Below are 20,689 nucleotides of genomic sequence, written 5' to 3'. Positions count from 1 at the left end.
AGGTTATCATAAGCCGCTTTTACTATCATCTATAGAGTCTTTATGCCTATTACATCGAAATACAGTAACGAACAAGTTGAAACTATCCTAACCGAAATCGCTGCCGTGCTTGATAAACATAATGCGTCTTCGGAACTCACATTAATGATTGCCGGCAATATGGCGACTAATGTGCTTAACCAACATGTGGCAGCGGCCCAACGTAAAGTGATCGCAGAGAAGTTTGCTCAAGCTTTGACCTCTTCTCTAGAAAAATAATTTTACTGACCGAGCGGATAATAGAAAAATTCATGGTAGATAGCGGAAATACATATGGTGAACGAGTCTCACGTTTAGTGAGCTGGGGGCATTGGTTTGCTTTCTTCAATATCATTGCAGCGATGCTGATTGGTACCCGTTACATCACTCAAACACCTTGGCCAGATACTTTTTTGGGACAACTCTATTTAACTGTCTCTTGGGTAGGCCATTTCAGTTTTCTGGTTTTTGCTCTCTATTTACTGATTCTTTTTCCGCTCACCTTTTTAATCCCATCACGGCGACTGTTTCGTTTTTTGCGGTCTGTTTTGCTGCCTTGGGATTAACCGTACTATTGATCGACACTCAGACTTATCAAACCATTAATCTACACCTAACACCTGTTGTCTGGGAGCTGATGTTCAGTGACGAAAGTACGGTTAGCGCTGATCTACAACATCTTTTTGTCGTGCTACCCCTAATTTTCCTCGTGCAATTGGCGCTCTCTGAATGGGTATGGCGTAAACAACGTAAACTGTCGCATAAACGAATTGGTCGCCCAATTGCAGCCGTCTTCTTTTTCAGCTTTATTGCTAGCCATTTAATTTATGTCTGGTCGGACGCTTATTTCTATTCTCCGGTCACCAGCCAAAAGTCAAACTTCCCTCTTTCTTATCCGATGACAGCAAAGTCATTCATGGAAAAACATGGCCTGTTGGATAGAGACGAATATTTAAAACGGCTACAAGAAAGCCAATACAACGTCGATTTAGTGCGCTACCCATTAGAAAAAATTGAGTTTGGTCGTCGTCCTAATCAACTCAATATCCTAGTAGTGAGTGTCGATAACTTACGTGCCGATGTGCTAAATGAATCGCTGATGCCAAACACTCATCAGTTTGCGGAAAAAGCATTAACCTTTAGCAATCATTACAGCTCAAGTAACGACATGTATGGTATTTTTGGTCTCTTTTATGGTCTACCAAGCAGTTATGCCAGTAGCATTAAAGTGCAAGGCACCTTACCAGTACTGATTGATGTATTAAAAAATCAAAACTATCAATTTGGTCTATTTAGTAGCGATAACTTCTCTGAACCTCTGTTTCAAGAGTCGGTTTTCCGTGGACTCCCGTTAGTGAAAATACCGTTTGCAGAGACACCAAGCGTTGATCAACAAACGATTAGTCATTGGTCTCAATGGGCGCAGCAAACTCATTCACCTTGGTTTAGCTTCATTGAACTGACCACGGTTGATAAATTTAATCAGTTGCTTCCGCACGATAAACAAGCCACTACAACGGATAGATTTCGTCACAGCTACCATCATTCGGTGACTCAAGCTGATCTTGAGTTGGCTACTTTGTTTGATGAGCTGAAAACCTTAGCTTTACTCGATAATACTATTGTGGTCATCACTTCTAATCACGGCACCGAGTTTAATGAGACCAGAAGTAACAGCTGGGGCGCTAACAGCAATTTCAGTCGTTACCAACTTCAAGTACCCATGGTTATCTATTGGCCTGGTAAAGTACCGACTGTCTTTACTCATCGTACTAGCCACTTAGATTTTTCCGTCACTTTACTGCAAGATCTACTCGGGGTATCGTCTAATCCCAGTGATTTTAGTAGCGGCAAAAACTTGTTTAACGAGAATAAAAGACGTTGGATTTTAGCCGGAGATACTCGCGAACTTGCTCTCATTTCTGATCAGCAAACGACGGTCATCGATAAGTTCGGTAACTTTAAACTCTATGATGAACACTATCAAAGACTGACTAACGAGAATCCTACGCTACCCATTTTGATGCAAGGTTTAACCGAATTGCAGCGTTTTTATTCAAAAGATAATTAAATCATGGCGTTAAGTATTTTTATACTTGACGCTGTAAAGAAAAGTCAGTACATTACGCGCATCGGACTGTAGCGCAGCTTGGTAGCGCACCGTCATGGGGTGTCGGGGGTCGGAGGTTCAAATCCTCTCAGTCCGACCAAACACCTAGAAAAAGAGAGCTTCGGCTCTCTTTTTTGTTTTTACTGCTGAATACACCTGAGTTTAAGATCCTCCCTCAATTTTAGACCTTATCCGTATCCTACATTATCTATTTTATCCGCCTATTGATTCACCGACATATTTGCCTCTTCTCATCGTTGCAATCACTAAAAGCTATCCAAGATAAATAACTGACCGACTAAAAAACCTGCTTTTCATACATATCCATACAAACGATGACGCATTCAGACGGTGTCTGATCATAAAAACCTGTAGATTCCACTATTGATAAAACAAATGACAAAACAACAACCATTTGTGAGTCATTTCAACTTTTCTCATCAATTCGCAAGACTTGATCGGCATTAGAGCCGTCTTAAGGCTTGTCAAAAACTCTTTATCCTTAATGAGTTAACTTTATATAGGCTGCTTATTGTGAAACCTGGAAAAACTGGCCTCTCACGCCTCATTGACGCGACGGGCTATTCGATAAAAGGGCTAAAAGCCGCATGGCTTTACGAAGCGGCTTTTCGTCAAGAACTACTCGCCTGTGTTGTATTGATAATGAGCACTTTCTTCATGTCTGTTTCAAATATTGAACGAATCTTACTTATTTCTAGCTTACTTCTGGTACTGACAGTTGAGCTGATAAATTCAGCAATTGAAGCTGTCGTTGATCGTATTGGAGATGAGTGGCATGAATTAAGCGGACGAGCCAAAGATATTGGTTCTGCTGCCGTCTTTATCAGTTTATTACTGGCTGGTTTCGTCTGGCTTTCTATTTTAGTGAAATAATCATGAATAACATCAAGTCTCTGCTTAAAAAACAAATCTCGTACCATACTTTTACTTTATTTATTGCACTTTACTTTGCAACGATAATTAATCTTCCAGTTTATAAATCGTTATTTACCATCATTAATAATCTTGAAAGCGTTAAAATAGGTTTTATTATTTCTATTCCACTGTTTTTCTTGGCAGTTTTAAATTTTCTCTTTCAATTGTTTAGTTGGCCTTGGTTGAGTAAACCTTTTTTCATCATTCTATTATTGCTGTCATCGCTAGTCAGCTATGCAGGATACAATTACGGCACCATATTTGATACAACGATGATCGCCAATATTATAGAAACAGATAGCAGTGAAGTAGGATCTTATCTTAGTGGTTACTCTATCTTATGGACACTAATTATTGGCGTAATACCAGCCATTATTATTGCCAAAATCCGCTTAACGCTAGGCGGCTCATTCTTTAATCTGATAATAAAGAAACTAATCAGTTTATTAGTTTCGCTTTGTATTATTTTTCTTATCGCTGCATTTTATTATCAAGATTATGTTTCTGTTGGTAGAAACAATTCCTATCTCAATAAAATTATTATTCCGACACATTTTATTTATAGTACAGTAAAGTATTTAAATAATAATTACTTTATTACCCCCCTACCGTATCGAGAAATAGGCCAAGATGCGCAACAATCTGCTCAGGCTATAAAAAGTGCCGAGACTAAACCTACTCTTGTTGTTTTCATCATGGGTGAAACGGCGCGATCTCAAAACTATCAATTAAATGGCTATCCACGAAAAACCAACGCCTATACCGATGAACTGCCTATCATTTCATTCCAAGATGTTAGTTCATGCGGTACTGCGACCGCTGTATCTGTTCCTTGTTTATTCTCTTCAATGACACGCTCCAATTTTGATCGTCAAAAAGCGGATAACCAAGATAATGCTCTCGATATTTTAAAACGTGCAGGCATATCATTATTATGGAAAGAGAATGATGGTGGTGATAAAGAGGTGGCTAAAAATATTGATATAATCACTATTGATAGAACAGAAAACAAAGAACTCTGTAATGGTAAAACCTGCTACGATATGGCACTTCTGGAAAACTTTGAACAAGATGTAGAAAACATGCAGGGTAATCGATTAATCGCATTACATCTCATTGGAAGTCATGGACCAACTTATTTTCAACGCTATCCTGAAGACAAAGCGGCATTTATGCCTGACTGCCCACGCGCTGATATTGAAAACTGTTCAGTAGAGCAAATCGTTAATTCTTATGATAATACGATTTTATACACCGATTATGTTTTACGCCAAACCATTGATAAGCTTAAAGCATTAGAAAAAAGCTATCATACTGCATTAATCTATGTTTCTGATCATGGTGAATCATTAGGAGAAAATGGGATATTTTTACATGGAATGCCTTATCGTTTAGCGCCTGAATATCAAACTAAAGTTCCACTAATGGTATGGATGTCACCTAGTTTTCAAAAAATTAAAAATATTAATTATGATTGTCTTCAAGAATCAGCAAATAAAATTGGAATGTACTCTCATGATAATATATTCCATTCTCTATTGGGAATTATGGATGTTAACACCGAAGTCTATCAGCCAGAACTCGACATATTTGAATCATGTAGAACATCACTTTGAATAATTTAATAAACAATAATATTCATATTCAAACTACTGAGTTATTAACTGGCAATTTAATTGAAATATATTAAATTTTCATACAAACCCCTATCATCATATCTATGACTAGATGATAGGGGGTTTTAATAATTAAGCTAACTGAGGCAAAGTTAATTTTGCAATTTCAAAATAGATAATCAAACCAGTTCCATCCACTAATGTTGCAATAAAAGGGGCAGATACAACCGCTGGATCAATATTCAAGCGACGTAATACCATTGGAATAATTGAAGAAACTAAAGCACTCCATAGTACAATCGCTAAAATAGTTAGCGTTACAACTAAACCTATTTCAAAACCGACACCAAGTGACCAAGCACGGATCCAAGCGGCAACGGCCATTGCTGCGGCAATTAAAGTTCCTGTTGATAATTCTTTCCGTAATACTGTCCCTAAATTACGTAAACTGACTTCACCAACCGCCATTGCGCGAATAATAGTTGTAGTAATTTGTGTTCCACTATTACCACCAGTACCAATTAATAATGGAATAAAAAAGGCTAACGCAATTGCCGCTTCAAGTTGTTCTTCAAACGCTCGTAGCACCGTTCCAGTATAGGCTTCAGCAACAAAAAGTACTAATAACCATACAATACGTTTTTTCCATAACTCCCAAGGTGTAGTGTCTAAATAGCTACCATCAAGAGGAATCGTACCGCCTTGCATTTCAGCATCTTCTGTTGTTTCTTTTTCCAGAATCGCAGCGGCATCTTCTAGATAGAAAAAACCCACTAATTTGCCTTCATAAACGACAGGAAGTACTGGAACATTATGTTCAAGAAGCAAACGGGCTGCATTCTCTTGATCAACCATCGCATCAATCACGAGCTTATTTTGTTCAACCATCATCATTAGCGACTGTTCTGATGAAGCAACCAATAATGCTTTAGGACTAATTTCTCCTAATAATGCCCCTTGTTCGTTCACAACGTACATGTTGTGTAATAAGTTTGGCATATCCCAAGCTTCATAAAGGGTTTGCTTGGCTTGCTCTACCGTTTGAGTAATTTGTAAAGTGATGACATCTGAACGCATATGTCGGCCAACCGATTCATCAGGCCAAAACAAGGCTTCACGATGGTATTTTAAATCGTCTATTGGCATCGCTTCGAGCACAATCTCACGCTCCTGCTCATCGAGGGTACGCATTGCATTCTCAATAAACTTTGGTGCAACTAAAGGCAGTATTTCTTTTAGTTGCTGTGGTGTAATGCACAGTAATAATTCTCCTGTGGCATTGGCCGAAATCGTACTAAATAATTCAGAAACTTCATGATTAGATAATGATTCTAATACAAATTTAATTTCTGAATCAGAAAGTTTAACGAGTTTCTCAACCCATTTTTCACGGTAACGTGGCTGAATTAATTTTCTTGAAAATTCATTCAGTTGCTTAACTTGTGCGGTCTCAATAATTGAGTGGGTGTTTTTCATTACATTTACATTCATCACATTAACCTCATGTGACTCAGGAATATCCTGAATTGATTGATCTATGATGTAAGAAAACAGCCGTTATTTGACGAGCGAAAGGAAATGGTAGGATAATTCATCCCCGAGTCCCAGCTTCAGCACTATACAACGTATTCGCAAACGCGAAAGCCACTTGGGTTAACACCTTAATCCGATGAAAACTGTCCTGATCTTGGGCATCTCTGGATGTCGTGAGATCAGTGGCCTATGTTTGTACAGGAGCCTCGCCTAACGAGATGCTGTAATTACACAGTCTGTTCATTAACTGAACGGCGCGGATTATAGGAGGGTTAGTTAAAAAAGGTCAATGTAAATATGCTTAATCTTCAATAAAAAATAAAACATAGGACAATAAATATTTTTTATTAAAAATCAAAAATACAAATTATGAATACATTAAAAATACAGAAAAAGGAAAATATATTAGTTTTGCTTTGAATACTTATATTATTGATGCCTATAGGAAATAACTAATCCAGACTAGAACACATAATTCATTAACTATTAAAATAATAAAACCAATAAAAACACATCGAAAATAACTAACTAAGTGCATATTTTAAAGATATCAATGATGATTGTTAACAGCTCTTAATCTATTTCGATTTGGTGTTATTAAGCCGTCAGTGTAGCCTATATAAAAATCCTAACCGCCGCTAACAATAGTGGCAAAGCAGCGATTAATAAGATAAGAGATTGAAAAATCTTAATACCGCTAGTTTCTGTTAGGATGGTTTATCAGTTTCAAGAATTAATTTTTGTTTTTATGAATTCTGAGAGAGACCAGTAATACCAATGGGTTCATAGTTTTCTCAACAAAAAGCCTTTCCTCTAGCCAAGACCTGAGAAAATCACCCCGAAATTCTCAACATTTTGTTGCTGAACTGCACTCTGCTATACAAGCAAGGTCTACTCCTTTGCATCATACAACCACACCCCTGTACAACCACATACAACCACACCCCTGCGTAACAAACTTTTGGACAGAAACGTGCTAGACCTGATGCTCCAAAACGTCTCTGTAGGATTAGGAAAAGTATGTTGAGCCTTGATCGTTTGTTATAGCGCTTGAACTCAAATAGAACAACAATATTGATATGCTTTTCCGCTACCACAAAAACATTTTCTCAGCACTTTCCCTGTGTTGAGATCTTTTAGCATTATGCAGTTGCCACTTTCATCAACAGGTCCCTGATTCGATTTCCAAAGCGTACATGAAAAATCCTCCAACTTCGCAAGCAATTCAGGAGGTGGGGTTGGATTAGCAATAATGACTTCACACGAAGGTGAAATCTTGGATATTATGTGATCTATTTCGGGTTGATCGCAGTCAAAATACGATACGCCGATAATTATGCAATGTGTACAATCTTTTAAATTTTCCTGAAAATTCCCACTAACTTCCTCAACCCACTGAAAGTTGATGTACTTATTATTTTCGTTCGGAACGATACATAGTGGCTGAGTCCTCGGATAAAGCAATTCATCGATGCTCAACCGATAAATAGGAGTGTCATTCAAATCAATACGTCCGTTTAACGGATATTTTACAGGGGCTTTTATTTCTAGTATTTCAAAATCCACACTACCATGCGGTTTGCAGAGGGGTATGCCACTCCCGTGACCATTTACTTGGCATGAGTCATAAGGCAATCGAAGTTGGTCTAAGCATTTCTCAAGCAGCAAATCATAATTAAGTGAAAAAGCACCTGCTATATTATCGCGATGTTTTTTCATCCATTGAAACCATGACCAGTCAGTATCAAACTGAAGAGCTTGTTCAACAGCTAGATGTGAAAAGGCTATCGTAAGATAATGCCTTGCTTCAATAAAACATTGCAGTTGATCAATTTTGTGATTCTTGCAGTATTCTTCACTTTGTAGGTATTCGAACACTTCAAAGTCGTTTTCATAGCTCCTAATATTTTTTAGTGCACTAAGGTTAGGCAGTAGATCTATTAAAAGGTCTTCTGATGTCGGGCTTTTTATATCCCAATCTAAAAAAGACTGTGTATTCCATTTACTTTGTAATCCTGAATGATATCCAAAACTCATGGAAAAACCATTTCCAATAACTAATGCAATTTTGGGTGACACTTTAATCTCCTTACCTCAATTTAGGGTTAAGCTATAACAGTGTCTTTTCAGCAGACATTGTCTTTATAATATTTTAAGAAAATACAGACACCATAACAGCAACATACTGTTCTATCGGTCATATTATTCCTTGCACTCACAAATTACAGATCATGTCTATATAGTTGCAAGCATTCAACTAGGCTCATAATCTGCTATTAGGAAATGTAGGTCAAGAACTGACATGGGAAAGTGGTCAGGAATCGAGTGCTGAATGATTTCGGGGCAGAAACGTGTTACGCCCCAAGCCCCATTAAATTTTGAGCGTGAATGAACGCTACTTTATTGGCATCACAACTGAATTTTCATCTAACAGCTCTTGCTGTAGGTCAAACACCCTGAAACGCAACCTCGCATTTTCAGCCTCTAAATGCTTTCGGGCTTCAACGGCATTGTTTCGTTGCACCCTGTATTTATCCTTAAGCTCATTGGCTTTTTTTAATTCATGTTTTAGCCTATCAAGCTCAGATAAAGGGACATCCAACTCAATATCTAAACCTGTTGTCATCGCCTTATCGCGATTGAGATTGTATTCGTCGATAACAGGTTTAGCGTAAGCCACGAACGCTTTGAACTTATGGACATAGCTATTACCAAACTGGGCTTCATTATTGATTCGGTTTAACGTGAGCTTGCCTGTAGCCTTAACATGAAGCGGCTTACCATCTAATAGTCGCTGAAATGCATTAACCAATAGACCCTCAGCCTTGCAGGTTGCCTTATACTCTACTTTCATGACCATACCGCCTTAATATCATCATTGAAGTAATCAAAAGGGATACTGTGTTTGACTAGAGTTGGTTCAATAGACTGAATCTTCTTTTTTCTGGCATCCAGAATCAACTCATTGGCATAATCACCCATGCCATTGATTGCCCTGAATGAAGCAATAAGGTTGTCCCGCTCTCTTGAAAGCCTTTTGGCTGCTTTATCAGTCATAATCTTATGCTCACAGGGGGCTTCAACAATGTCCATCAATGAGCAAAGGCGTTCACAATTGCGGTTGGTGCAGTAGCCACCTGTAGGCAGTAATACAATGGATTTGTCACCCGACCTCACCAAAGCGAGCAACTCACTTCGGGACATAACTATTTCTTCACCCTGCGCTAGCCGCTCTGCGTTATTCTGGGCTATGCGCTCGCCTTCTGCACCACTTAAGATGTCTGATTCATTGTAAATTTCATCCCATGCATCGACCGCTGAACTTTCAATGGCTTCCTCAAATTCACTCATTAGCTGAGTATCCATCAGCAGTTGGTTGGTACGTGCCAATTCGGAATAATTCGCATACCAGTGGGACATGTTAATATTGCGGTGTTTCAACTGATATTTAACTGTGAGTGCGTTGCCCAGACGATTCTTCACCATAAAGACCACAAAACTCCGCCTTAAATCATGTGGACTAAGTCTTGGTAAACCGCCTCCGACTTTTAAGCTCCCTACGCGTTCCGGATTTAACAGGTTAAATTCATCGACATCTTCAGTGGTTGCAGCAATGCTGAACTCTTTCATATTCAATGCATCGCCAGCTCCATCAATCGTGTATTTTAACGATGCTTTATCTATGAACGCTTCACTGTCATAAGGGATATCAGGAGAAATAAAAGCACTCTCAAGATCTTGTCGCTTAGCATTATATTGGTCTTGGGTTAGCTGACCATGTTGATAGTAGCCATCCAGTCGCTTTAACGAATATTTCCTTGCGGCTTGCGTGGCGTCAAAAGCTAACTCCAATGCCAGCTTTGCGATAGGGGCAGTATTCCACGTTGTATAAATTCTTTCACCCTTATTTCCTTTTGTAGAAAATCCTGAAACCTTGGGCACAACAACCAGTGAATCGTCATAGCTATCTTTGTTCATGGAAAGCAACTCTTCCTTTCGGGCAGCGGAGAATAAACCTACACAGATAAAGCACATCCTGAGCATTTTTCCTAACCAAGACCCTCGTCTATGAAATGAGAAATTAGGAATGGCTTTACGTTCGGGCCACTTGCTTGTTATGCGAGACATCCTTACAAGAAATGTTTTCATTTGCCTATGACTTAGGGCATTCACGCCTAGCGCTTTAAGCTCAGCGTTGAACATTTCATCCTGATAGGTGTAAAGCTTTTCCATCGCCTCTGAAATTTGGTGGCGATAGGGATGATAGATTTCCACAAACTCAACAACTGTCTTTAAAACACTGACGTGAATCACTTCAGGAAATGCAATGGCTTGCCCCTCGCTAGCGTCAGGGTTAACCCACTTAATGTACTCTCTTTTAGCAACATACCGCGTTATAAGACCAGCTTTATTTAGTGCATTAATCACAGAGGCAAGGTTTCCGCACATTTCTTTACCTCCAATCCCATGTAGTTTTTTGCTGCATCTCTTCCACTCTCTTTCACTCGAAAGCAAGCTGAATTCACTTTTTCCCCAGTGTGTTGCAAGGCTGCTCAATCTATTTCTACAACTTATCAACGTACTAACAGCTACATGGGAGTCAGAGTTCGATTGTTTCTTTTGCCATTGCATTAGCGCATAAAGATAGGACTGAATATCGAGGCGATACTTCTCATCAATATGCTTAAAAGAAATTATTTTTTTATTTTGGTTCAAGCCGTGGAAGTCCCACACTAGATCAAAGAGACGCGACACACCGTTCTTGTTGGAGTCAAACGTCACATACGGATTTTCAGCTATCTCTTGGCGAAGCTGTATAGGCTTTTCAGGCATAGGTTATCCTTTAAAGAATTGGCTTGCGCTAGCTCGGTCTTGGTAAAGCGGGTGGTAATTTCCGTCACTCACCATTTGCTTTGCTTTAGCGTAGTTTTTAGGCGCTTTTTGTTTCAGCCTGACAAGGACTTTTTTCAATATGCCTTCCACCACAAAAGGCTTTGTTGCTTAATTCAGAGAAAAGGCATACCAGCCCATAATGCTTCATTTTTAAACAACATACTGAGTTTCAGGCATACCTAGCCCCGTAAGCTTGTTCAGCGCTTTGATCATTGCGTAAGTCTCGCCAACCTGAGCGTTGTAATTTCTTAGGCTTAATTTCCCACCTAACAACTGTTTCACTCGATGCATGGCTGTCTCTGATAGAGAGCGCTTATGATAACCATACCGCTTTTTCCACTTTTTGTTTGAGCCGTAGAGCTTCTGACAACCTACCGCCAAATTGCGAGGATGTCCTTGCTCCCAGAAAGCTGCCCCTTCTCGTGGCGGGATGAGCGGAACTGCTCGCTTGATTCGTATAGCTTCATGGCAGCTTCTTGTGTCATAAGCTCCATCACCTGATACTTCAATGATTTTACGACGTGTCTGCTTAAGTAAGTTGGGAAGCACTTCAGCATCGGTTACGTTAGAGAAACTCAGTTCTGCTGCGACTATTTCGTGAGTGCTGGCATCTACTGCAATATGCAGTTTACGCCAAACTCTACGCTTCCCGTCAGTACCATGCTTCTTAACCTTCCATTCACCTTCGCCATAAACCTTGAGACCAGTGGAATCAATGGCTAGATGTTGTATCGCTCCTCTGGTTTTAGTTTTAAATGAAACATCAACTTCCTTAGCTCGACGACTTATGCAGGTGTAATGCGGACAAAATAGCGGGATATTAGCCAGTTTAAATACTGAGTCTATAAATCCTTGCAGCGCTCTCAATGGCATAGAGAATACTCGTTTCACCATTAATGCAGTCGTAATGGCTAAATCACTGAATTGGCGTGGTCTACCACGCTTGCCTTGTTTGCTTTGCTTCCACTCAGCTATCGCTTCCTCATCAACCCAAAAGGTCAGTGAACCACGATTAATTAAGGCTTTATTGTACTGCTTCCAGTTGGTTGTTTTGTAACGAGGTTTAGGCATTAGGCTACGACGATTAATGGATGTAGCCGATCAGATCGTAGCTTCTTGATTTAGTTCCATCGATTTAAGCAACAAAGCCACCACAAAATACTCTTTCTTCGGTGTAGAATTACTTGACACCATTTCTTTTAGGTCTTCAATTTGCTCTAAGAATGACAGCATTAACCAGATGTCATCTTCTGATGCCACCAATTTATGGCTGTCACAATCAAAGCAAGCAAGAAAATCCGTGCAGCGACCTGTATCTTTTGAAGAATCAATACCCAACTGCTTCATGCGCCGCGCCTCAGCGGCAAGCTTCTCTGGTGTTGCCCCAGCACATTTGATGCCACTGGGTGTTGTCATCAATGGCTGCTCTTTACTTTCACGGTGACGCAATTTCTTATAATCATAATCTGACAAAATATCGCTGCGCATTGCCTTTGCATTCTCGATAGCTTTACCAATCTCCTCGCCCTTGGCAGCAGCACTTAACGCACCAAACGTAGCATTGAGATTATTATCATGGTCTGCCTGAACGCCGCTAGAGTAGCGTTTGGCGACAACGTTCACAGTATTATTTAGCCCCTGTGACACAAGGAAGATATCTTCTGTCACTCGCATAAGTACATCAGACTTTGTTGCCCTGAATCGACTTGCAGTAACCTGTAACCCTGTTATTTTCTCAAGCTGAGCATTAATGTAGCTAGCATTGGAGCCATGGGCATTGAATGTCCTGACCTCACCGCTGATACTAAAAAAAGGGCAAAGTGGCAGCTCTTCTGACAGCGGGATATCCAGTGATTGATACATCACCTTAGATGATTTTAGCCATCGCGTAATCAGCTCTTTGGTTCGAAGACTAAAACCGACGCTATTATCCACCCCCTTATAACCTGCCCTGAACTTTTCACCGCCAAAAACAAACCGCCCACTGCCAATACTTTTAAATAAAACGTCCTTATGCTGCACATTAGCGAGCACTGATGTATTCATGCCTGTCAGCATTGAGAACACAAAAAACCAATTGCGGGATGCCTGATTATAAAATATCTGCCGATTGAGCTTCTTAAGTGGAAGCGGGCTTTCCTTTAGGTTTGGAGGGGTGGGTTTCATGCATTTCTTAAAGCCATGTTTCTTAGTGCCCATTTGATGTAGTGTCCAGCCATGACGTTTTGCTTGTTCATTAAACCGTTCTTCATCAAAGAACGGATGAAGATCTAACAACTCATTTTTCTCAATCGCTTCCTGAAAGGTCAGAGCGCCCTTAACCAATACCTTGGATAAAGGCTTAAGCTCTGTTTCCACATGAAACGCCTTATTTGCAACTAAAGGGGGAGCTGCAACTTCTGGCAACATCTTAAGGTCAGATTCTCGATTCCACTGCTTTAATAGAAAAGACAAGCTGCATTTAATCTGCTGTGCTATCGATACCTGCTCACCTTTTTCGCGTAATTTATTGAAATGTTTAATGCAATTAATCATGGTTGCATTACTGAAAAGGGCATCTTGACAATCAATGCCATCAAGATATTGGAAATAATTAACAAGCCCAGAAAAATAACCTTGCTTTGTCTTGTTTTTAGGTAAGGGGTTTAACCTCTGATGTATGTCCTTTACAAGGTTATCCCGATTCGCCAACACACCATTTCCTGACTTTATTTGTCCTACTGTCGGAACGTGACGGTAGCGCAGGCGGTGAGTGTAGGCTTTCAGTCCATTGCCAGAATCTAAAACCATATCCTCAAAACGTAATGGGATAACTGATGCGCTGCTCTTTTCTATCGTAATTTTTGTACGCTTTCGTCCTTGGATCATAGTGCCACCTCCAAATCATCAAAAGCACCAATATAGTCCAGTACGTCTTCGTAGATTTCATCGGCAGAGGGCATATCCTGTGCAATTTTCAAGTATTCTATGGTTGTTGCTCTATCTTCATGACCTAGCAAAGCCGATACCCTATCCAATGCCTCATCGGGTGTGATTGACGGATTGCCATACTCATCCTTTTTATTTAAAAGGTGGCGAAAGATATTCACAGCGAATGTTGAGCGTAAATTATGTATGGAGCCGACAATCGGTTTGTCGAGACCTTGGGTTAGGTTTGCAGTGTTACGAATTTCCACCCAGCGCCCAGTAAAGTCTTGTAGCCGTGTAAACATGGGTTTCCCAGACTGGGTAATAAACAGGTATTCCAGTTCGGGGTTAATGGCATCGTCACCCTCAAAGAAATGTGTATTACCTGCCTCAACCTGCTCCCTGCACCATGCTTTGAATTTCTCAAGGCGCTTTTGATACCTGTCAGACTGCGAGTAATCGTAAAGCATCTTCATTAATGTGGCAGGGATGATGGTAACGCGGCTTTTATTCGTCTCTGCGAAGCCCTCAGCCGTCTTTGTGAGTGATTGGTATTTATCTCCGACACCCAAGTCCATCACAGGCTTTTTATACACCTCTTTACCGTCCTGAATCATTGTTTCGGGGTTAACAATCTGTCCCAAATGAAGGCTCGCCGCTTCCTCACGCCGCAATCCAGTATTACGGCAAATCATTGGGTGCAGGCAAAACTCAATCGGCAGTGAGTGCAGTTTATTATTGTGACCATGACGAACCACCCTACGGGATTTCATTAATATAGTTTGCAAGATATTCCATTCATTATTAGTAAACGGTTTTAGGTCTCGACGTAGGTTGCTGAGGTTTGTGCCGCCACTGCGAGATGACTTAGCAAACTTAATCCGCATATCTGTCGTGTGCACCTGCTTACGTTGGTAAGCTTTCATACTGGATGCAGACGCCTCGAAATGGATATTCACGGTCTCAAACTGGAAGGGAGGGTTATTAAAGCGGATGCCTTGGCGAAGACAATGTTTATAGAAGCTAACGACACTACTCATATATTGTCTAGCCGTTGTTTTAGCCAATACACCATCAATAGCGAGCTGTTTGATTCCATCCCGATATTGGTAGGTTAACCGCTCTTGTTTGTTGCGGGGGAAAGCCCCCCATTCTGGACGGGGGTCATCATAGAGAGGGTCAAAGTCCCCTTCATCGTATTCAGCATCCCACTCTGCCTGTTTATCCAATACGAAGCTGAAGTAATGGGCAAGCCCCTGTGCATCTGTACCAAGCTCAAGCACACCATCATCGATTGCTTTCGACAATAAGAACTCATTGACCATGTCTAATGGTTGGTAGCTGATTAGGTTTTCTTTGTCGTCATACCCAGCGATATAGAGTAAGGAGAGTTTCTTAATGGGGGTCTTATTGCCATTGGCACGGTATGTAGTCTGAGGTTCGCCATTCTCATCAATGGATACCAATGGTTTCTCGTAAACGAAGTTAGGGATAGATGAAATCTCTACCTCTTTTCGTATGACCTTTTTCTGATTTTCATCGTTATCTGACATACTAAACCTCACACTGTGCATACAACCAGTATATACAGCATTCTCAACTTTTAAAGTTATTTGTGAGGTTTTAGTCTATCAGGTAAGTTTTGAATGTGATCTTCCCAATCAATAACATCGATTTCATAAACAACCTGATTACGGACACTTTGCCCTGCCGCATGCATCGCTGCTTTCGACCCCGTGATCAAAGGATGCCATTCAGGTAACGGCTGCTGATCCGCGAGTAACCGATAAGCACAGGTATCAGGTAGCCAATGAAATTCCGCTATCTTGTCTCGCGTAAGTTTTAAACACTCTTCACCAGATTGAAAACGGTTAGGATAGTCTTTGCATGAACAGGTATCGCTATTGAGCCAACTGCAAGCAACATTGGTGTAATAGACTTCATCACTGTCTTCATCCATGAGTTTATGCAAACAACATTTACCACAACCATCGCATAGCGATTCCCACTCTGCTTCGGTCATTTGTTCTAAAGATTTACGTTGCCAAAATGGGATATTCATGAGGGTTTACTGCCTAGTTACGATTTCAGCCGGGTGTTATACCTTTCCCGTTTATAAACTGCAAGGTCACAAGGTAATAATTTCGCTGCTGAGAAAGAAAAGATCTGCTAGGATCAGCGCCCGCATTAAACGGGTAATCATCGAAAGGTATAAAATGGACTGTCGTCTCGGTTGTGGTGCATGTTGTATTGCACCCAGTATTTCTTCAGCTATTCCCGGCATGCCTAATGGTAAACCTGCTGGAGTACGTTGCATCCAACTGAATGAGGATAATCTGTGCCAACTCTTTGGTAAACCAGAAAGGCCAACCGTCTGCCACCACTTCAAACCTTGCCCTGTCGTTTGCGGTGACAGCAATCAACAAGCTTTACAAAATCTGATCGAGCTAGAGCAACTAACCTGAATAACAACAAAGAAAAGAGTGAAAAGATAAAAACCTCAAAACAAAGCTAATCGGTCTGTTTCGAGGTTCTCAAAGGTAGGCCGTGGGAACTAAAAGGTCGTATTAAACTTTTGTCTTCCCAGTAGCGAGTGGGATAATGTTGTTCCATCGACCAATTCTAATTCTCCACCAACAGGAACACCGTGTGCAATGCGACTAGCACTGACCTGATGCTCATGACATAACTCTGCAATATAATGTGCCGTCGCTTCCCCTTCTACCGTAGGGTTGGTAGCGAGAATGACTTCAGAAATACCACCTTTTTGCAGTCGAAAATCCAGCGTATCAAGACCGATATCACTAGGACCAATACCATCTAACGGCGATAAATGTCCCATCAGTACAAAATAACGCCCTGAGAATTGTCCCGTGGCTTCTAGTGCTGCAATATCCGCAGGACTTTCAACGACGCAAAGTTGGCCATTTTCTTGTCGTTTCGGATTACGACAAATATCGCACACTTCTTGTTCAGTGAACGTTCGACACTCAGCACAATGTCCCACTTCGACCATGGCTTGATTCAGCGCTTCCGCTAACTGCAAGCCACCTTTTCTATCTCGCTGTAACAAATGAAAGGCCATACGTTGCGCTGACTTGGGGCCAACCCCAGGTAAACAACGTAAGGCCTCCATCAAATGCTCCAGCATATGACTGGTTCGCATTACTAACCTACTTATTGATTAGAATGGCATTTTCATACCTGGTGGTAATTGCATACCCCCAGTGACAGCGGCCATTTTATCTTTTTGTGTTTCTTCCACACGACGAGCGGCATCATTGAACGCAGCTGCAATCAAATCTTCCAGCATCTCTTTGTCATCTTCCATTAAACTTTGATCAATCTCAACGCGACGTACGCTATGACTGCCAGTGATGGTCACTTTTACTAATCCAGCGCCAGATTCACCGACCACTTCCATACTAGCGATTTCTTCTTGTAGCTTTTGCATACGATCTTGCATTTGCTGGGCTTGTTTCATTAAGTTGCCCATACCGCCTTTACCAAACATAGATTATCTCTCTGGTTTTATTCAATTGTTCTACGATAAGTGGGGGTGAAAATAGAAAATCTCAACCCCACTGGTTAAACTGGCCTCACGCTGTCATGATCAAGCTGAGCATGAAAACGTCGCTCAATAAATTGCACATTGGTATCTTGTTTCAAACTTTCTAGCGCCTGAGTGAGCTTTGCTTGATAAAGACGTTCTCTCAGCTCAAGCGGTGTTTCACCGGATTCACCAATATGAATACTTAAATGACACTCTTCTTGTAATTGGTCATTGAGGGCTTGTAAAAGTTCACTCTGAGCCTTATCGGTATTCAAATGAGCATGAGAAGGACGAAGCGTCAGCTCAATATGGGTTCCCTGCTTATGAAATGTTGAATTCAAGGCAAGTTGTTCCACTAATTTAGCCGTCTCTAGCTGAGAGATCAGCTTGGCCCATGAGTCCTGCTCCGCGGCTTCAATGATCAATTTCTCGATCATCTCTGGTGTTTTTTCGTGCTCTAACGCTCGCTTGATTTGTGTGGGCGTCAATTCATTGTGAGTGGATTGACTGGCACTCTCTACCGTACTGGTTGATGGCCGCCATTGATAAACGGACTCTTGCTCGGTTGGCTCTTGATGAGATATCAAAGACTCATTCGGCGGTATCGGCGTTGAAGTCGATTGAGCTCGCTGTGCTACACGATCTAAAATCGAAGTCGGCTTTGCAGATACCGCATCAGGCTTTTTTACTGGCGTACTTTTCGGAGTCAGCCCTTGCCGCTGAGAGCGCAACTGATGACGTAACCCGGCGACAGGTGGAACAACAACCGCTTGTTCTTGTGCTCGCGTCTCTGGCTGAACAACTGGCGGCTCTGGCTCTTTCATCGCGGGTTGAACATTCACTACCTGAGGTTGAGGTGATGTTGCCGGTGCAGTCACTGGACCCTGCATTTGAGCAACCGAACGCTGAGCTGTGTTATCAGAAACCGGTTCGGCGGTTGGCATTACTAAGCTATGACTCACCGTAACCGACGTTGGTCGAAACGCCATCATACGTAGTGCAACCATTTCAATACCAATTCGCGCCGTTGGAGCCAACGGAAGATCCGCCCGCCCTTTTAATACAATTTGATAATAGAGTTGCACGTCTTGTGGGGCTAGTATTTTAGCTAAATGTTCAATAGCATCGGTATCAGGCTGAGCTTTATCAACGCTACTGGGTAAGGCTTGGCACATAGCAATACGATGCAACTGGGTTGCTAATTGCTGGAGCAATCCATCCCATTCAACCCCATTGCTGGCTAATTGTTCAATACACGCCATCATGATCTGTGGTTGCTGGCTACTGATCGCTTGCAATAGATGCAACGCTTGATCGGTATCCAGTGTACCGAGCATATGCGAAACCACGCTGTGTTCGATAACACCGTTACCAAGCGCAATAGCCTGATCGGTTAAACTTAATGCATCGCGCATACTGCCATCCGCGGCATGCGCGATCATGGCGAGTGACTTACTATCACTGTTTACATTTTCGGCTTGTAATACATGTTCAAGCTGTTGCCGAATATTCTCAACACTGATCGGCTTAAGATGAAATTGTAGACAGCGTGATAAAATTGTGACCGGTAATTTTTGTGGATCCGTCGTCGCCAGCAAAAATTTAACGTACTCTGGTGGCTCTTCTAGTGTCTTCAATAAAGCATTAAAGCTATGCCGAGACAGCATATGAACTTCATCGATCAAGTAGACTTTAAAGCGTCCGCGCGCAGGCTTGTATTGGACGTTATCAAGCAGCTCACGAGTATCTTCGACTTTGGTGCGCGATGCGGCGTCAATTTCTAATAAATCAACAAAACGCCCCTGATCGATCTCTTTGCAGGTCGCACATTGACCACAAGGGGTAGCAGTAATGCCTGTTTCACAGTTTAAGCCCTTGGCAAATAAACGCCCAATCGTGGTTTTTCCAACCCCACGAGTACCACTAAATAAATACGCATGATGCAAACGATTCTGCGTTAGTGCATTTTCTAAAGCGGTTAATACGTGAGCTTGCCCTACCACCGCTTTAAATGTGTTAGGGCGCCATTTTCGTGCTAAAGCAAGATAACTCATGAAACCTTCCGTTATGGATATTTAGTGACCGTCAAACTCACAAATGCTGTACACCTCTAACCCTAAAGCTTCAAGACGTTTATCGCCACCGATTTCCGGCAGGTTAATCACAAATGCAGCGTGTTGAACAACACCACCTAATTGACGAATAAGCTGTGTTGTCGCCTCAATCGTACCACCAGTAGCCAGCAAATCGTCGACAACTAACACTTTATCACCAGGTTTGATGGCATCGACGTGAATTTCTAACGTATCCGTGCCGTATTCTAAATCGTACGATTGGGCGAGCGTTTTACGCGGCAGCTTTCCTGGCTTACGAACAGGAACAAAACCAACCCCAAGCTCTAAAGCCAATGGCGCTCCAAACAAAAATCCGCGCGCTTCGGTACCCACCACTTTGTTGAACCCCATGGCTTGATATTTTTCAACCAACAAACGAATGGTGGCTTGATAAGCGACAGCGTCTTCCAACAAACTGGTGACATCGCGAAAGAGAATCCCTGGCTTTGGATAGTCGGCAATGGTTTTAATGCTAGATTTGATAAGAGTAAGAGTTTCGGTTGTCATAGCTACATTAACTTCGATTGATTGACCATAATAAGTATCACCATGATCTAGAATGAGAATTTATACGCACACATCAAACTGCACGTCGATTAAAAAGCAAAAGCCCACTCGAAGAGCGGGCACACTTCCCAGTAATGCTAGTGATTTTCTTGTTGGTTAGCAACCAACTCATACGTAGGTAAGCGAAGAAACCAACCGAGTAGTATCACTAATAGCCCCAAGAGCATTATTTTTAACCACATCAAGGGGACAAGAGAAATAGACAAAGCGAAACTCGCTACCATACACAGAGCGCCTCGCCATTTTACTCGCTTAGAAACGGCGCGATTCTGCTGCCAATTAAGCAAAATTGGCCCTAGTGTAGCATGCCGATGTAACCATGAGTGAAACCTAGGGCTACTACGCGCAAAACAAGCACTGGCCAGCAACAACATTGAGTAAAACATGACGAATATTGATGATGGGCCTCGCTGAACATTGAGTGAATATACCATCGGTAAAG

General features: G+C 41.5%; 18 protein-coding genes, 1 tRNA gene, 1 pseudogene and 1 riboswitch. Of the genes and pseudogenes, 7 read left to right on the top strand and 13 right to left on the bottom strand.

The features are described 5' to 3' along the window. Window positions 1-42: 42 nt before the first annotated feature. The 6 genes and pseudogenes from VIB_RS05090 (at window position 43) to VIB_RS05070 (ending at window position 4,680) form a co-directional block, all read left to right on the top strand. Window positions 43-258 carry a YejL family protein gene (locus tag VIB_RS05090; RefSeq protein ID WP_004394913.1) on the top strand — a complete coding sequence of 72 codons (216 nt, stop codon included), beginning with the start codon at window positions 43-45 and terminating at the stop codon, window positions 256-258. A 32-nt stretch (window positions 259-290) separates the two neighbouring features. Next, window positions 291-976, top strand: a pseudogene (locus VIB_RS18325) (DUF3413 domain-containing protein); the annotation flags it as partial. Window positions 977-1,117: 141 nt separating this feature from the next. Next, the gene (locus VIB_RS18320) at window positions 1,118-2,089 is read left to right on the top strand and encodes a sulfatase-like hydrolase/transferase (protein ID WP_422132355.1); all 972 of its coding nucleotides are present in this window, start codon (window positions 1,118-1,120) and stop codon (window positions 2,087-2,089) included. 62 nt (window positions 2,090-2,151) lie between these two features. After that, a tRNA-Pro gene (locus VIB_RS05080) sits at window positions 2,152-2,228 on the top strand. Window positions 2,229-2,662: 434 nt separating this feature from the next. Continuing rightward, window positions 2,663-3,022 (top strand): diacylglycerol kinase, encoded by a 360-nt coding sequence (locus tag VIB_RS05075; RefSeq protein ID WP_040904196.1) that lies wholly within the window; start codon window positions 2,663-2,665, stop codon window positions 3,020-3,022. A gap of 2 nt (window positions 3,023-3,024) precedes the next feature. Continuing rightward, a complete protein-coding gene (locus tag VIB_RS05070; RefSeq protein WP_004394909.1) occupies window positions 3,025-4,680 on the top strand; it encodes a phosphoethanolamine transferase in 1,656 nt (551 codons plus the stop codon). A gap of 132 nt (window positions 4,681-4,812) precedes the next feature. Here VIB_RS05070 and mgtE read toward each other — a convergent pair whose 3' ends face one another. From mgtE to VIB_RS05030, 8 genes are all read right to left on the bottom strand, one after another. Continuing rightward, window positions 4,813-6,171 (bottom strand): magnesium transporter, encoded by a 1,359-nt coding sequence (gene mgtE, locus VIB_RS05065; RefSeq protein ID WP_004394908.1) that lies wholly within the window; start codon window positions 6,169-6,171, stop codon window positions 4,813-4,815. A gap of 97 nt (window positions 6,172-6,268) precedes the next feature. Next, window positions 6,269-6,438, bottom strand: a riboswitch (M-box (ykoK) riboswitch). A gap of 831 nt (window positions 6,439-7,269) precedes the next feature. Then, on the bottom strand, window positions 7,270-8,292 hold the full coding sequence (locus tag VIB_RS05060; protein WP_004394907.1) for a hypothetical protein: 1,023 nt from the start codon (window positions 8,290-8,292) through the stop codon (window positions 7,270-7,272). 316 nt (window positions 8,293-8,608) lie between these two features. Then, window positions 8,609-9,067: a hypothetical protein gene (locus VIB_RS05055; RefSeq protein ID WP_004394906.1), complete on the bottom strand. Its 459-nt coding sequence runs from the start codon at window positions 9,065-9,067 to the stop codon at window positions 8,609-8,611. Beyond that, complete coding sequence (locus VIB_RS05050; protein ID WP_004394905.1) at window positions 9,064-11,046, bottom strand: site-specific integrase; 1,983 nt, start codon at window positions 11,044-11,046, stop codon at window positions 9,064-9,066. Before VIB_RS05050 ends, VIB_RS05055 begins: the two co-directional genes overlap by 4 nt. Window positions 11,047-11,256: 210 nt before the next feature. Continuing rightward, window positions 11,257-12,177 carry an IS5 family transposase gene (locus tag VIB_RS05045; RefSeq protein WP_004393905.1) on the bottom strand — a complete coding sequence of 307 codons (921 nt, stop codon included), beginning with the start codon at window positions 12,175-12,177 and terminating at the stop codon, window positions 11,257-11,259. A 30-nt stretch (window positions 12,178-12,207) separates the two neighbouring features. Beyond that, window positions 12,208-13,974, bottom strand: a complete 1,767-nt coding sequence (locus tag VIB_RS05040; protein WP_004394904.1) for a hypothetical protein — start codon at window positions 13,972-13,974, stop codon at window positions 12,208-12,210. Continuing rightward, window positions 13,971-15,566 carry a site-specific integrase gene (locus VIB_RS05035; RefSeq protein ID WP_004394903.1) on the bottom strand — a complete coding sequence of 532 codons (1,596 nt, stop codon included), beginning with the start codon at window positions 15,564-15,566 and terminating at the stop codon, window positions 13,971-13,973. The genes VIB_RS05040 and VIB_RS05035 overlap by 4 nt, the downstream gene beginning before the upstream one ends. Window positions 15,567-15,622: 56 nt before the next feature. Continuing rightward, window positions 15,623-16,075 (bottom strand): YcgN family cysteine cluster protein, encoded by a 453-nt coding sequence (locus VIB_RS05030; protein ID WP_040904193.1) that lies wholly within the window; start codon window positions 16,073-16,075, stop codon window positions 15,623-15,625. Between the two features lie 154 nt (window positions 16,076-16,229). On the opposite strand from VIB_RS05030, the gene VIB_RS05025 reads away from it, so the two are divergent. After that, complete coding sequence (locus VIB_RS05025) at window positions 16,230-16,478, top strand: YkgJ family cysteine cluster protein (RefSeq protein ID WP_040904191.1); 249 nt, start codon at window positions 16,230-16,232, stop codon at window positions 16,476-16,478. An 89-nt stretch (window positions 16,479-16,567) separates the two neighbouring features. Here the strand turns inward: VIB_RS05025 and recR are convergent, their stop codons facing one another. From recR to VIB_RS17245, 5 genes are all read right to left on the bottom strand, one after another. After that, window positions 16,568-17,179 (bottom strand): recombination mediator RecR, encoded by a 612-nt coding sequence (recR, locus tag VIB_RS05020; protein WP_004394900.1) that lies wholly within the window; start codon window positions 17,177-17,179, stop codon window positions 16,568-16,570. A gap of 18 nt (window positions 17,180-17,197) precedes the next feature. Then, complete coding sequence (locus tag VIB_RS05015; protein ID WP_004394899.1) at window positions 17,198-17,527, bottom strand: YbaB/EbfC family nucleoid-associated protein; 330 nt, start codon at window positions 17,525-17,527, stop codon at window positions 17,198-17,200. Window positions 17,528-17,601: 74 nt separating this feature from the next. Further along, entirely contained in the window at window positions 17,602-19,620 is a 2,019-nt protein-coding gene (dnaX, locus tag VIB_RS05010) for a DNA polymerase III subunit gamma/tau (protein WP_004394898.1), read from the bottom strand. Between the two features lie 21 nt (window positions 19,621-19,641). Continuing rightward, a complete protein-coding gene (gene apt, locus VIB_RS05005; protein WP_004394897.1) occupies window positions 19,642-20,187 on the bottom strand; it encodes an adenine phosphoribosyltransferase in 546 nt (181 codons plus the stop codon). Window positions 20,188-20,324: 137 nt separating this feature from the next. Next, window positions 20,325-20,633 carry a YbaN family protein gene (locus VIB_RS17245; protein ID WP_244262425.1) on the bottom strand — a complete coding sequence of 103 codons (309 nt, stop codon included), beginning with the start codon at window positions 20,631-20,633 and terminating at the stop codon, window positions 20,325-20,327. Window positions 20,634-20,689 lie beyond the last annotated feature (56 nt).

It is taken from the genome of Vibrio metschnikovii CIP 69.14 (assembly GCF_000176155.1).
Classification (GTDB): Bacteria; Pseudomonadota; Gammaproteobacteria; order Enterobacterales; family Vibrionaceae; genus Vibrio; species Vibrio metschnikovii.
Note: the sequence above shows the minus strand (reverse complement) of the source record. Positions and strands in the feature narration are given on the sequence as shown.

What these genes read in the sequence shown, in the direction of transcription:
- VIB_RS05090 (WP_004394913.1), top strand. Translation starts at nt 43, where the DNA reads ATGCCTATTACATCGAAATACAGTAACGAACAAGTTGAAACTATCCTA.
- VIB_RS18320 (WP_422132355.1), top strand. Translation starts at nt 1,118, where the DNA reads ATGCCAAACACTCATCAGTTTGCGGAAAAAGCATTAACCTTTAGCAAT.
- VIB_RS05070 (WP_004394909.1), top strand. Translation starts at nt 3,025, where the DNA reads ATGAATAACATCAAGTCTCTGCTTAAAAAACAAATCTCGTACCATACT.
- mgtE (WP_004394908.1), bottom strand. Translation starts at nt 6,171, where the DNA reads ATGAATGTAAATGTAATGAAAAACACCCACTCAATTATTGAGACCGCA.
- VIB_RS05055 (WP_004394906.1), bottom strand. Translation starts at nt 9,067, where the DNA reads ATGAAAGTAGAGTATAAGGCAACCTGCAAGGCTGAGGGTCTATTGGTT.
- VIB_RS05050 (WP_004394905.1), bottom strand. Translation starts at nt 11,046, where the DNA reads ATGCCTGAAAAGCCTATACAGCTTCGCCAAGAGATAGCTGAAAATCCG.
- VIB_RS05045 (WP_004393905.1), bottom strand. Translation starts at nt 12,177, where the DNA reads ATGCCTAAACCTCGTTACAAAACAACCAACTGGAAGCAGTACAATAAA.
- VIB_RS05040 (WP_004394904.1), bottom strand. Translation starts at nt 13,974, where the DNA reads ATGATCCAAGGACGAAAGCGTACAAAAATTACGATAGAAAAGAGCAGC.
- VIB_RS05035 (WP_004394903.1), bottom strand. Translation starts at nt 15,566, where the DNA reads ATGTCAGATAACGATGAAAATCAGAAAAAGGTCATACGAAAAGAGGTA.
- VIB_RS05030 (WP_040904193.1), bottom strand. Translation starts at nt 16,075, where the DNA reads ATGAATATCCCATTTTGGCAACGTAAATCTTTAGAACAAATGACCGAA.
- VIB_RS05025 (WP_040904191.1), top strand. Translation starts at nt 16,230, where the DNA reads ATGGACTGTCGTCTCGGTTGTGGTGCATGTTGTATTGCACCCAGTATT.
- recR (WP_004394900.1), bottom strand. Translation starts at nt 17,179, where the DNA reads ATGCGAACCAGTCATATGCTGGAGCATTTGATGGAGGCCTTACGTTGT.
- VIB_RS05015 (WP_004394899.1), bottom strand. Translation starts at nt 17,527, where the DNA reads ATGTTTGGTAAAGGCGGTATGGGCAACTTAATGAAACAAGCCCAGCAA.
- dnaX (WP_004394898.1), bottom strand. Translation starts at nt 19,620, where the DNA reads ATGAGTTATCTTGCTTTAGCACGAAAATGGCGCCCTAACACATTTAAA.
- apt (WP_004394897.1), bottom strand. Translation starts at nt 20,187, where the DNA reads ATGACAACCGAAACTCTTACTCTTATCAAATCTAGCATTAAAACCATT.
- VIB_RS17245 (WP_244262425.1), bottom strand. Translation starts at nt 20,633, where the DNA reads ATGTTTTACTCAATGTTGTTGCTGGCCAGTGCTTGTTTTGCGCGTAGT.